The 12236-nt window shown below is 57.2% G+C and carries 11 protein-coding genes and 1 tRNA gene; 4 read left to right on the plus strand and 8 right to left on the minus strand.

Annotated features, from left to right (window positions below; all coding sequences use genetic code 11):
- Nucleotides 1-1099: 1099 nt before the first annotated feature.
- Both PGH32_RS04760 and hprR read right to left on the minus strand, forming a co-directional pair.
- Nucleotides 1100-2455 (minus strand): heavy metal sensor histidine kinase, encoded by a 1356-nt coding sequence (locus PGH32_RS04760; protein ID WP_337893325.1) that lies wholly within the window; start codon nt 2453-2455, stop codon nt 1100-1102.
- Nucleotides 2448-3128: a response regulator transcription factor HprR gene (gene hprR / locus PGH32_RS04765; RefSeq protein WP_337893326.1), complete on the minus strand. Its 681-nt coding sequence runs from the start codon at nt 3126-3128 to the stop codon at nt 2448-2450. The genes PGH32_RS04760 and hprR overlap by 8 nt, the downstream gene beginning before the upstream one ends.
- 135 nt (nt 3129-3263) lie before the next feature.
- On the opposite strand from hprR, the gene uraH reads away from it, so the two are divergent.
- Nucleotides 3264-3674: a hydroxyisourate hydrolase gene (gene uraH, locus PGH32_RS04770; RefSeq protein ID WP_314425451.1), complete on the plus strand. Its 411-nt coding sequence runs from the start codon at nt 3264-3266 to the stop codon at nt 3672-3674.
- 51 nt (nt 3675-3725) lie between these two features.
- Here uraH and PGH32_RS04775 read toward each other — a convergent pair.
- Nucleotides 3726-3801: transfer RNA gene (locus PGH32_RS04775), tRNA-Asn, on the minus strand.
- A 275-nt stretch (nt 3802-4076) separates the two neighbouring features.
- Between PGH32_RS04775 and PGH32_RS04780 the strand changes: the two genes are divergently transcribed.
- Complete coding sequence (locus tag PGH32_RS04780) at nt 4077-5513, plus strand: glycoside hydrolase family 1 protein (protein WP_337893327.1); 1437 nt, start codon at nt 4077-4079, stop codon at nt 5511-5513.
- A 68-nt stretch (nt 5514-5581) separates the two neighbouring features.
- On the opposite strand, the gene PGH32_RS04785 is transcribed toward PGH32_RS04780, so the two are convergent.
- Genes PGH32_RS04785 through PGH32_RS04800 form a run of 4 tightly spaced genes read right to left on the minus strand, consistent with a single transcriptional unit; the run spans nt 5582 to nt 8944 of the window.
- Nucleotides 5582-6415, minus strand: a complete 834-nt coding sequence (locus PGH32_RS04785; RefSeq protein WP_105592685.1) for a metal ABC transporter permease — start codon at nt 6413-6415, stop codon at nt 5582-5584.
- Nucleotides 6412-7269, minus strand: coding sequence for an iron/manganese ABC transporter permease subunit SitC (sitC, locus tag PGH32_RS04790; protein WP_337893328.1), 858 nt, complete (start codon nt 7267-7269; stop codon nt 6412-6414). The genes PGH32_RS04785 and sitC overlap by 4 nt, the downstream gene beginning before the upstream one ends.
- Nucleotides 7269-8036, minus strand: coding sequence for a manganese/iron ABC transporter ATP-binding protein (locus tag PGH32_RS04795; protein ID WP_337893329.1), 768 nt, complete (start codon nt 8034-8036; stop codon nt 7269-7271). The genes sitC and PGH32_RS04795 overlap by 1 nt, the downstream gene beginning before the upstream one ends.
- Nucleotides 8033-8944: a metal ABC transporter substrate-binding protein gene (locus tag PGH32_RS04800; RefSeq protein ID WP_314425427.1), complete on the minus strand. Its 912-nt coding sequence runs from the start codon at nt 8942-8944 to the stop codon at nt 8033-8035. The genes PGH32_RS04795 and PGH32_RS04800 overlap by 4 nt, the downstream gene beginning before the upstream one ends.
- A gap of 384 nt (nt 8945-9328) precedes the next feature.
- On the opposite strand from PGH32_RS04800, the gene PGH32_RS04805 reads away from it, so the two are divergent.
- Nucleotides 9329-9754 (plus strand): PAS domain-containing protein, encoded by a 426-nt coding sequence (locus tag PGH32_RS04805; RefSeq protein WP_314425424.1) that lies wholly within the window; start codon nt 9329-9331, stop codon nt 9752-9754.
- A gap of 9 nt (nt 9755-9763) precedes the next feature.
- A complete protein-coding gene (locus PGH32_RS04810; protein WP_337893330.1) occupies nt 9764-11305 on the plus strand; it encodes a sulfite reductase flavoprotein subunit alpha in 1542 nt (513 codons plus the stop codon).
- A gap of 134 nt (nt 11306-11439) precedes the next feature.
- On the opposite strand, the gene PGH32_RS04815 is transcribed toward PGH32_RS04810, so the two are convergent.
- The gene (locus tag PGH32_RS04815) at nt 11440-12189 is read right to left on the minus strand and encodes a DeoR/GlpR family DNA-binding transcription regulator (protein WP_337893331.1); all 750 of its coding nucleotides are present in this window, start codon (nt 12187-12189) and stop codon (nt 11440-11442) included.
- Between the last annotated feature and the right edge of the window lie 47 nt (nt 12190-12236).

Here is a 12236-nt window from a genome sequence, read left to right on the forward strand (position 1 = left end):
TGCCTGACCGATCCAACGCTGCCCCGCGTGAAAACCGCCGGGCAGCGTTTTCATTTTCACAGCAGGCCGGTTTCTGTCGGGGGCGATAGTATGTCTACAGTGTGGCGGGCACTCGTATTCAGTTGCAAAGGAAAGATGACTTATTCCAGTTTGGAGTCGGGTCTTATGAACATATCTCAATCTGATAATATGGTGTGTTTTTGATCAAAGTCTATCAAGCGCTGGATATCTCTGAATGGAATGATATTTTAGTCTGTCAGAACTGCCACAGCAGTCCTTTAACCGGATAGGAGATTACTAAAACTTGCTGTGTTAATTATTAGGAAGTATGCCAGTGACATGGTTTACTCTAAATGCTAGGGTAGATCAGTTATAAGGAATCATTTTTTGACAATACACTTTAAAAAGGAAATTTATGCTTTTATTTATCTCTATTTTTCTGGGTTTTGTTTTTTCTATAATATTCATAATTATTAATGGAGTGGCTTTTTTAAGGACGAAGAATTATTTTAAAGGAAATTATACAAATTTTTTCGGTTTTAATTTTAGAACAACACACACTTTAAAAATTATCTCGTTTATTGTTGTTTTTCTGTTTCTTTCATTTCTGGTTCAAATTGCATACGAGGATATAGGATATCTTTTAGCTTCGTATTTTTCAGTAATCATTCCCTTGATTTATCGATCGTATAATCTCATGAAATCCTCCTCAGATTTGTTAAACCTAAAAACAAAAAATATAGAAAAAAAGGGACTGATACTAAGGTTGATTGAAATACTCCCAGATATTGTTGTTTTATCTCTAAGTGTAAATATGTTAGCAAGTTATATATCAGTTAGGAATAAAATGTTTGGCACTACCCTTGTCTCTGAGGTTGCGATTACGTCCGTATCATCACTGGTCTTTGTTATATTACTCGTTATTTACTTTATGACTATTGCCAGGATTATAATTATAGAAGATGAAATACAAAGAAAAATAAGAAAAATAAGAAAATAAAGGGAGGGTTTTACTTGATGGTTTCTCCGCTCTTGATTCATACCTAATGGTTTTTCCCCAGTCCACATTCCCTTCGCCAGAAGGGAACCTTACTCCCCTTTACTCCCCCAGCCTCACCCCAAAAATGTTCTTCCCGTCCTCATGCCGGTAATACGCGCTGCCGCCGTGTAATGCGGCGATGGCGCTGACCAGCGACAGCCCCAGGCCGCTGCCGGCGGTGTGGCGAACGTTATCGCCGCGCCAGAAACGCTCGAATACTTTCTCCGGTTCCGCCAGCGCATCACCGGCGTTTGCCACCTCTATTTCGGTGACATCGCCGCGATGAACGGCGGTGACCGCTATCGTGCCGCTGCCTGGCGCATAGCGAATGGCGTTGACCAGCAGGTTGGTTATCGCCCGCTGGAACAGCATTTTATCGGCAGTGAGGTGACCGTCGGCGTGGAGTTCAATGACTATTTCCCTCTCTTCGGCCAGCGGCTCCAGAAAATCGATAAGGGGTTCCAGTGCGTCATGCAGTAGGAAGGTTTCTGTATTGAGCCGAATATTGTGGTGCGTGGCGCGGGCCAGAAAGAGAATATTTTCCGTCAACCGCGACAGGGCTTCCAGCTCTTCAATGTTCCCTTCCAGCAGCGCCTGATATTCTTCCGTGGAGCGCGTATGGCCCAGCGCCACCTGATTCTGGCCTAATAACACGTTGATGGGCGTACGGATTTCATGGGCCAGGTCGTCTGCAAACTGCGTCAGCCGGATAAAGTCCGTCGACAGGCGCTGGCGCATGACATTCAGCGCCTCGCCCAGCGGCAGCAGCTCCTGAGGGATCGCCTGCAGCGGCACGGTGTGGGTTAACCGGTCGCTGCCGGTTTCCGCCACGATCTGACTTAACCGGCCAATCGCCCGCAGCCCGCGCCGGATGAGCAGCGGGCTGAGCGCGGCGCACAGCAAAATCGCCGCCAGCGACACCAGGATACTTTGCTGGCGATAGCGCTCCAGCATTACCGCCCGCTCACGCGCCACCCGCGCCAGAGTAATGACGATCGGCCCTTCCTGAGAACGGGCCTGCAGGCTCAGCGCCGAGGCTTCCGTATTATCCGCACCGATCCAGCGGTGGAGCTGCTGCTCGTCGGGCGGGGTGCCGACCGGCGTGGGGGACATCTCCGGCAGCGCCACGCCGGTATGGTTAATGCTGACGTTTTGCTGATGCTGCGAACGGATACTGAGAATATCCTGGCGGATATCAACCATACGATTGAAATAGAGCGGCAGAGAATTAGGATGCGCGCCGTCTTCCAGCAGCTGCCGCAGCTGTGCGGCACGGTTGATCAGCGTCCGATCGTCGCGCCACACCAGCTCGCTGCGTAACGCGTTATACAGGATCACGCTGATACCGCCGCAGGCCAGCGCGACGATCAGCGTGAAGATCGCCGTCAGCCGCAGGGTGAGGGAAGGGCTATACACCGCCGACCTCCTGTTCAGACAGGCAGTAGCCCATGCCCCTGACCGTGGTAATCAGCTTTTGCGGAAAAGGATCGTCAACTTTACGGCGCAGGCGGCGAATGGCGACATCCACGATGTTGGTTTCGCTGTCGAAATTCACCCCCCAGATTTCACTGGCGAGCAGCGTGCGGGGCAGGATCTCGCCGTGACGGCTGGCCAGCAGCCACAGCAGCATGAACTCTTTGCGGGTCAGCGCCAGCGGAATACCGTCACGCGTCACCTGAAAGCGCGCCGAGTCCATCACCAGATCCGCCACGCGCAGCGTGGTGCTGTGCGGCTGATGCTGGCGAAGCTGATTTCTTACCCGCGCCAGCAGTTCAGCAAACGAGAAGGGTTTAACCAGGTAATCGTTCGCGCCCAGCTCCAGCCCTTTAACGCGATCGTCCACCGAATCCCTGGCCGTGAGGCAAATCACCGGCGTGCTGCTGGCGGTGCGCAGGGTTTTCAGTACCTGCCAGCCATCCATGCCCGGCAGCATAATATCCAGTATCACCAGGCTGTACGGGTGCGCCAGCGCCAGATGCAGACCGTCCCGCCCGTCCGCGGCGTGATCCACAATATAGCCCGCTTCCTCAAGCCCTTTGCGCACCCAGGCGCTGGCCTTCTGGTTATCTTCAATCAGTAACAGTTTCATGAGCGCAGTGTGCCATGAAAGACGGGGTCGCCCCAGTGTTTCAGCGCCAGATGACAATATGGTCATCTTTCTGACAGGCAACCGCGCCCGCTGCGCAGGTATAACAGCACGGTCACTAACACAGGAGAATAAAACATGAAAAAGTCCGTTGCCGCGTTGTCCCTCTCTATGCTGCTGGCCGCGCCAGGTATAGCCCTTGCCGCCGGTAAAAACCCGATCAGTGTGCATATCCTGAACCAGCAAACGGGGATGCCCGCCCCGCATGTAGCGGTAACGCTGGAGAAAAAACAGGGTGAAAGCTGGACCGTGCTGAATACCGCCAGCACCGACGAAGATGGTCGCGTGGCGGCGCTGTGGCCGGAGAAACCGTTTGAGGCGGGCGACTATCGCGTGATCTTTAAAACCGGCAAATACTTCGCGGACCGCAAACAGGAAAGCTTCTTCCCGGAAATCCCGGTGGAATTCCACATCAGCAATACGGCCACCACCTATCACGTTCCGCTGCTGCTGAGCCAGTATGGTTATTCTACTTATCGTGGGAGCTGAGCCTCAATGCAAAAGCCCGCTTAAGTTTCCTTAAGCGGGCTTCTCTAAATATGGCTCCTCTGACTGGACTCGAACCAGTGACATACGGATTAACAGTCCGCCGTTCTACCGACTGAACTACAGAGGAATCGTGTGAACGAGGCGCATATTAATCATCGCGACCGGGTGTGTCAACGTGGAAAATCAATAAAATCAGCTAACTGCTGATGTTTGCAGCAAAATGCTGATTTCGTCGGCATTTATCTCAGCATCCTCCTCATTTTTACGCCATTTGCGCCTTCCCGGCGGGCGGCGGCTTACGCTTTGCTTACTGCTCTTGTATTATCTTCTTTCGGGCTGCGCTGAATCGATCCATCCTGAGGCGGAGCCGCAAAATTTGCGAATGTTTAAAGGATTACGGCAATGAAAGAAAAATTTCCGCAGGGCTTTATGTGGGGTGGCGCAACCGCTGCCAATCAGGTGGAAGGCGCATACGATAAGGACGGCAAAGGTCTGTCGATTGTCGATGCCATTCCCGGCGGCAAGGCGCGTCTGAGTATCGTTTCCTCGCCGGAGTTTGATTTCACGCTGGACACCGGGCGCTATACCTACCCGAACCATAAAGGCATCGATCACTATCATCGCTTCCGTGAGGATATCGCGCTTTTCGCGGAGATGGGCTTCAAATGCTATCGCTTCTCCATCGCCTGGACGCGCATCTACCCGAACGGCGTAGAGCAGCAGCCGAATGAGGCAGGCCTGAACCACTATCAGCAGGTGATCGACACCTGTATCGCCCACGGCATCGAGCCGGTGATCACCATCTCCCACTATGAAATGCCGCTGCACCTGGCGAAAACCTTCGGCGGCTGGCAGGGGCGCGAAGTGATCGGCCACTTCGAGCGCTTTGCCCGCATGGTGCTGGAGCGCTTTGGCCAGCAGGTGAAATACTGGATGACCTTTAACGAGATCAACAGTGCCTTCCACTTCCCGATCATGAGCCAGGGCCTGACGGTGAAAACCGGCGCGCTGGAGCCGCAGGCCAAATTCCAGGCGCTGCATAACCAGTTCGTTGCCAGCAGCCTGGCGGTGAAAATTGCCCATGAAACCAACCCGGAAATCAAAATTGGCTGCATGATCCTCTATGCCACCAGCTACGGCTTCGACTGTAACCCGGTGAACCAGCTGGCGGCGCTGAAAGAGCGTCAGTCGTCCGACTTCTACTGCGCCGACGTGCAGGTGGGCGGCAAATATCCGTACTACGCGAAAAGTCTGTGGCAGTCGCTGGGCGTCAAGCTGGATATCCAGCCGGGCGATCTGGACCTGCTGAAAGCGCACACCGTCGACTACATCGGCTTCAGCTACTACATGTCGCGCACCATCTACGCCACCAATCCGGAAGCCGCAGCGGCGCACGGCAACCTGCTGGGCGGCGCGCGCAACCCGTTCCTGGAAGCCAGTGACTGGGGCTGGGAGATCGACCCAACCGGCCTGCGCATCGCGCTGAACGAACTGTATGACCGCTACGAAAAGCCGCTGTTTATCGTTGAAAACGGCCTGGGCGCAATCGATAAGCCGGACGAAAATCACTACGTCGCCGATGACTACCGCATTAACTATCTGCGCCAGCACATCAGCGCAATGGCGGAAGCGGTGGAAGACGGGGTGGATCTGATGGGCTACACGCCGTGGGGCTGTATCGATCTGGTGAGTATGTCCACCGGGGAGATGAGCAAGCGCTACGGCATGATCTACGTCGATCTGGATGACAACATCAACGGCACCGGCGACCGCTACCGTAAAAAATCCTTCCACTGGTATAAGCAGGTCATCGCCACCAACGGCCAGGATCTCGGCTAAGACTATGGCTGCCCCGCAGGGGGCAGCCTGTCTGAACGTTCAACGCCGGGCGCAGCCACCCGGCTCGTCTAGGCCATTACCGCGCGGGCGCGCAGGCTGGACCAGACAAACGCCACGATAAAGATCAGACTGAACAGCACCACGATCGTCGGCGCGGGCGCGCTGTCGAGGAAGAACGACAGCCAGGTGCCGAGGAAGCAGACCGCCATTGACAGCAGCACGGCGAAAATCAGCACCGACGAGAAGCGGCGCATCAGCAGCAGGGCAATCGCCCCCGGGGCAATCAGCAGCGCAATCGACAGAATAATCCCCACCGCCGACAGCGTGGCCACGATGGTCATGGCGATCATGCACAGCAGGCCGTAGTGCAGCAGCGAGGTGTTAATCCCGCAGGCCTTTGCCTGATGCGGATCGAAGGCGTGCAGCAGTAAATCCTTCCACTTCACCAGCACAATCAGCGCAATCAGCGCGGCAATCCCGCCGGTCTGCAGCATATCCGACAGCCCAATCCCCAGCATATCGCCGAACAGAATATGGTCGAGATGCACGTCCGACTCAATGGACAGATAGAGGATCAGCCCGAGGGCAAACATCCCGGAGAAGATAATCCCCATCACCGTATCGCGCTTGATGCGGCTGTTCTCCGCCACGAAGCCGGTGGCCAGCGCGCAGAACAGCCCGGCGACGAACGCGCCGATCGCCACCGGAATACCGATGATGTAGGCCAGCACCACGCCGGGAAACACCGCGTGGCTCATCGCATCGCCCATCAGCGACCAGCCTTTCAGCACCATAAAGCAGGAGAGCAGGGCGCAGGGGATCGCCACCAGCAGCGAGATTGCCAGCGCGTTCTGCATAAAATCAAATTCAAACGGGCTGAGCAGCAGTTCGGTCAGGTTCATGGCTGTGCCTCCTGCGTCCGTCGGGCCAGGCGGCGGCGCGCCAGCATCCCGTGTTTAGGGGCCCAGATAAACGCCAGCAGGAAGATAACCGTCTGGGCAACCACAATAATGCCGCCGGTTGCGCCGTCCAGATAGTAGCTAAGCCAGGCCCCGAAAAAGCTGGTGATGCTGCCAATCGCCACCGCAATCATCAGCAGCCGTGGGAAGCGGTCGGTCAGCAGATAGGCGGTGGCACCGGGCGTTACCACCAGGCAGATCACCAGAAACGCGCCGACGGTCTGCAGGGCGGCCACGGTCGAGGCGGAAAGCAGGGTGAAGAACAGCAGCTTCAACCGGGCAGGGTTCAGGCCAATCGAGCGGGCGTGGTTCTCGTCAAAAAAGGTCACCATCAGGTCTTTCCACTTGATCAGCAGGATCGCCAGCGAAGTCAGGCCGATGATCGCCAGCTGCAGAATATCACCGGGCGCAATCGCCAGAATATTGCCCATCACGATGGTCTGAATATTCACCGAGGTGGGATTCAGCGACACCATAAACAGCCCGAGGCCGAAGAATGAGGAGAAGATCAGGCCGATGATCGCGTCCTCCTTCAGCCGGGTGCGCTGGTTAAGAAACAGCATCCCGGCCGCGGCCAGTCCGCCGGAAAAGAACGCGCCGAGGGCAAACGGCAGGCCGAGCATATAGGCGCCGGCCACGCCGGGAACGATGGAGTGGGAAAGCGCATCGCCAATCAGCGACCAGCCTTTCAGCATCAGATAGCAGGAGAGAAACGCACACACGCCGCCGACCAGCGCGGAGACCCACATCGCGTTGAGCATATACTCATAGTGGAACGGTTCCGCCAGCCAGCCCATTACGGATTCTCCCAGACGATATCGCGCAGCGCGCCGCTGAAGGCATTCTCCAGATTCTCGCGGGTGAAGGTGGTGGCGGTGGTGCCGCAGGCCAGCACCGTACCCTTAATAATCACCGTGTGATCGCAGTACTCGCTGACCGACGCCAGATTGTGCGTCGACACCAGCAGGGTGCGCCCCTCATCGCGCAGCTCGTGCAGCAGGCTGATAATCTGCCGCTCGGTATTCACATCCACCCCGGTAAACGGCTCATCCAGCAGGATCACCCGGCCGCGCTGGGCGATGGCGCGGGCCAGGAACACCCGCTTCTTCTGGCCGCCGGAAAGCTCACCGATCTGCCGGCGGCGATAGTCGGACATCCCCACCCGCGCCAGCGCATCGGCGACGATATCGCGATCCTGCTGGCGGGCGATGCGCAGCATGCCCATATGGCCGTAGCGCCCCATCATCACCACATCTTCCACCAGCACCGGAAACGACCAGTCCACGTCTTCCGCCTGCGGCACGTAGGACACCAGGTTCTGCTTCAGCGCCTGGCTGCCGGGGCGGCCAAGCAGGGTGATGCTGCCGGAGGAGAGCGGCACAAACCCCATAATCGCCTTAAACAGCGTTGACTTGCCGGAGCCGTTAATCCCCACCAGCGCGGCGATGCTGGCGGTAGGGATATCGAGCGTGGTGTTGCGCAGCGCGGTGTGGCCGTTGCGATAGGTCACGGTGACATCGCTGACGTGGATGCCGCCGGGCTGCTGAAGGGCACTGAGTGTCATTTTGCTAACCCCTGCTGGATACCGCGCACGATGGTCTCGCTGGTCACCCGCAGTAAGTCCAGATAGGTCGGCACCGGGCCGTCCTGCTGGCTGAGTGAGTCAACGTAGAGCACGCCGCCGTAGTGGCTGCCGGTTTCACGCGCAACCTGGCGCGCGGCCTTGTCGGAAATGGTGCTTTCGCTGAAGACCGCCGGGATCTGATGCTGTTTCACCTGGTCAATCACCCGGCGCACCTGCTGCGGCGTACCCTGCTGATCGGCGTTAATCGGCCACAGATACAGCTCCTTCAGGCCGTAGTCGCGGGTCAGATAGGAGAACGCACCTTCGCTGCTCACCAGCCAGCGTTTGTCTTCCGGGATCTGCGCCAGCGCCTGCTGGGCCGGGGCCACGGTGGCGCTGATCTGCTGTTTGTAGCGCTCGGCGTTGCGCTGGTAGGTGGCGGCATTGGCCGGGTCGTATTTCACCAGCGCATCGCGAATATTATCGACGTAGATCAGCGCGTTTTTCGCCGACATCCACGCGTGCGGGTTCGGTTTACCGCTGTAAGGCCCTTCGCTGATGCCCATCGGCTCCACGCCGGCGGAGACCACCACTTCCGGCACCCCTTTCAGATGGCGATAGAAGCGGCTGAACCAGCGTTCCAGATTCAGGCCGTTGGCGAGGATCAGCTGTGCCCCCTGTGCGCGTTTGATGTCGCCGGGAGTCGGTTGATACTCATGGATCTCCGCGCCGGGCTTGGTGATCGAGGCCACCTCGGCGGCGTCTCCCGCCACGTTCTGTGCCATATCGGCAATCACCGTAAAGGTGGTGATCACCCGGAATTTTTCTGCCGCAGAGGCGGGCGTTAGCGGCAGCGCCGCCAGCAGGGCAACGCAGCACAATCCTTTAAACCAGTTCAGACGAGGCATCAATGTTCTCCTGTAATAAAGTCACGCAGGGCAATTAGCTGATGCTATGAGTTATAGCACAGGCTATAACTCGACGAGAACAATTTTCATTCACCATTGCAAAAAATTACAAAAGGTTTTGGCCGGGATTTCGTCTGGATCCCAGACGGCGGCTCAGGCCCGCTTTGAGAAGGGGTTAGTGGCGATCGCGGAATGCCCGGGACCGCTGATGTTACATTTTTAGCCGCGGTTTATTTCCTTTTTGCAACAATCATTTAACTTGATTTAGTAGGGGTATTCCCTATAAGATGCATTTCAAATGCAACTTATAGTTCGCATGATTACGATTTACTTACCTCGCCTGACATGCATCGCTCCATCAGGCTAACGACAAGGAAATGTGCTATGAGCCAGACTCTCAATTCCCAACAGCTGCTGTCCGCCCTTGATAAAGTGATGGTGATTTCCACCACCGACCTGCAGGGCACCATCACCTACGTTAACGATCTGTTCTGCCAGCTGACCGGCTACAGCCGCGAAGAGCTGCTGGGCCAGCCGCATAGCATCGTGCGCCACCCGTCGGTGCCGAAAGCCACCTATAAAGACATGTGGGACACCATCAAAGCGGGCAACATCTGGACCGGCATCATCCCGAACGTCGGCAAAGGCGGCGGTCTGTATGTGGTGGATACCACCGTGCAACCGCTGTATGACGAGCAGGGTGCTATCACGTCCTACATCAGCATCCGCCGGGTGATTAACGACCTGATGACCGATTTTGAAGCGGTGGAGTTCTCCAAAGAACAGTTCGACGAATTCTACGATAACTAAGACATCACTATGGCCGATCTCATCGAACGTATCGTTATTGGCTACGGTTCGGAATCGGGCAATGCCCGGGCGCTGGCGCTGCGCCTGGGCGAACAGCCTGTTCTGCAACCTTTCGCTCCACGGGTTCTGGAGCTTAATCACCTGTTTCAGGCAGAGCCGCGCCCGGGCGATCTGCTGCTGATCGTCTCCAGCTCCTTCGGCGATGGCGAGCCCCCGGCCAACGCGGAGCAGTTTATTGACCAGCTGCAACACTATGCGGGGGCTGACGGCCTGCGCTACGCGATTTTTGGCCTGGGCGATACCGCCTATCCCAACTTTTGCGGCTTTACCAAAACGCTTGATGCGGCACTGTCCGAGCGTGGGGCGCGCAGCGTCATTAACCGCGTGGATGCCGATGCCGGCTTTGACGGTTTCTTCTCTCAGTGGCTGCCGGTGCTGGAAAAAGTGCTGCAGGGCGATGAACAGGCCGGACACGACCTCTGCCTGCAGGTCACCGCCTACGGTGAAGATAACGCCTTCGTGGCCCCGGTGCTGGAGCGCCGCCGACTCAGCGCCGACGCGCCCTACGCGTGGCATATCCGTCTGAATATTGCCGGCAGCGGCATTCGCTATCGTGCGGGGGATACCCTGTATCTTCAGCCGGAAAACGATGCCGACCTGCTGGCGGCGCTGGCCGGCTGGCTCGGCAACCCGGACGCCGCCGATGCCCTGCGTGACCGGGAGCTGCGGCAGTTAGGCAAAGGCGTACTGCGCGAACTGGCGAAACTCTCCGGCAGCGACGAGCTGAAGGCGATGCTGAAAATCAGCCAGCGAAAAGCGCTGGAGGCCTGGCTTTACGGTGCCGATCTGCTCGACGTGCTGGAAGACTTCTGCACGCCGCAAACGGTGACGCTGCCCGCGCTGCTGGACATTCTGACCCCCTGCCTGCCGCGCGCTTACTCTATCGCCTCGCGGCCGGATGAATCGATTGTCGACCTCTGCGTGCGGGAAGTGTGCTACGAGCGTCGGGGCCGGGCGCGCAAAGGCGTCGCCACCGGCTGGCTGCTGGGGGAAAGTGCCACGGTACGGGTGTTCAGCCGTGCCAATCCGGGCTTCTGGCTGCCGCAGGAAGCCGACGCGCCGCTGCTGCTGATCGGCACCGGAACCGGTATTGCGCCGCTGATCGGGCTGCTGCGCGAGCAGGCGATGGACAGCGCGGTGACGCGTGAAACCTGCCTGATTTTTGGTGAAAAGCGCCGGGAAGGGGATTTCCTCTACCGGAGCGAGCTGGAGCAGCTTGGGCAGCAGGGCACGATCGGCCAGCTGATCACCGCCTTCTCGCGCGACGGAGCCAGCAAATACTACGTGCAGGATGCCATCGCGGAGCATGCTGAGTACATCCGCGCAATGATTCAGCGCGGCGCGCACGTCTATCTGTGCGGCAACAAGCAGCATCTGGAACGCGCGGTTGAAAATGCGCTGACGGCGGTATGCGGCTTAGAAGGCCAGCTGGAAGAAACGCTGTGGCAGCGGCTTGCACAGCAGGGGCGGCTGCATCTGGAGCTTTACTGATCCTTTCAGATTTGCCGCTGATGTTCGCTCCGGTCACTTTTTTGGAGCGAACATCATCCGTTGTCGCCGACCTGCGCAGGTAAACCGTTTGCCATCAGTGGGTCAGTTCGACTGATGGCGCAGCAGGCCCCGCCTTAAATCACCGCAATCTGCAACTTTGCCAGCACCCGGCTCATCTCGTCATTCAACGGCTCTTCCACAATCAGCGTACTGGCAATCTCAAGGCCACCGATCACGAAGGCCGAGGCGGAGTTCAGCTTCTCCGGCGAGGCCATCACCACGGTTTCAGCGGCACGCCCGGCAAGGGCGCGCTTCACGCAGGACTCTTCATAGTTCGCGGTGGTAAATCCGGCAGTGGGATGAATGCCCGTCACGCCCATAAAGAACAGGTCGGCATGAATGCGCTGGATGGATTCGATCATCGCTGCGCCGACCGTCACCAGCGAGTGCTTGTATAACTGGCCGCCAATCAGAATCACCTCGGCCAGCGGGTGATCGACCATGCTGACCGCAATGCCTGGGCTGTGGGTGACCAGCGTAAACGGCAGCGTTTTCGGGATCAGCCGGACCATCTCCCCGGTGGTGGTGCCGCCGTCAACAATGACAATATTTCCCGGCTCAATCAGCGCTGCCGCTTTCTGCGCAATAACTTTTTTTGCCTGAGTCTGCACGTTTTTGCGCGTTTCAAACGGCGCGATCGCCGTAGATACCGCCAGCGCTCCGCCGTGGACCCGTTGAAGTTTACCTTCGGCGGCCAACTCCCTTAAATCTCTGCGAACAGAGTCTTCAGAAATGGCAAATCGTTCACTCAGCTCGCGGGAAATGACCTGCTTTTCATCAGCAAGGATGTCCAGAATAAGCTGTTTTCGCTGACTAGAGAGCATGAATTTTCCTTCTTATTTTTTCTTGATATTGCACGATTATGCATGTT

The sequence above is a fragment of the Erwinia sp. SLM-02 genome, assembly GCF_037450285.1.
Classification (GTDB): domain Bacteria; phylum Pseudomonadota; class Gammaproteobacteria; order Enterobacterales; family Enterobacteriaceae; genus Erwinia.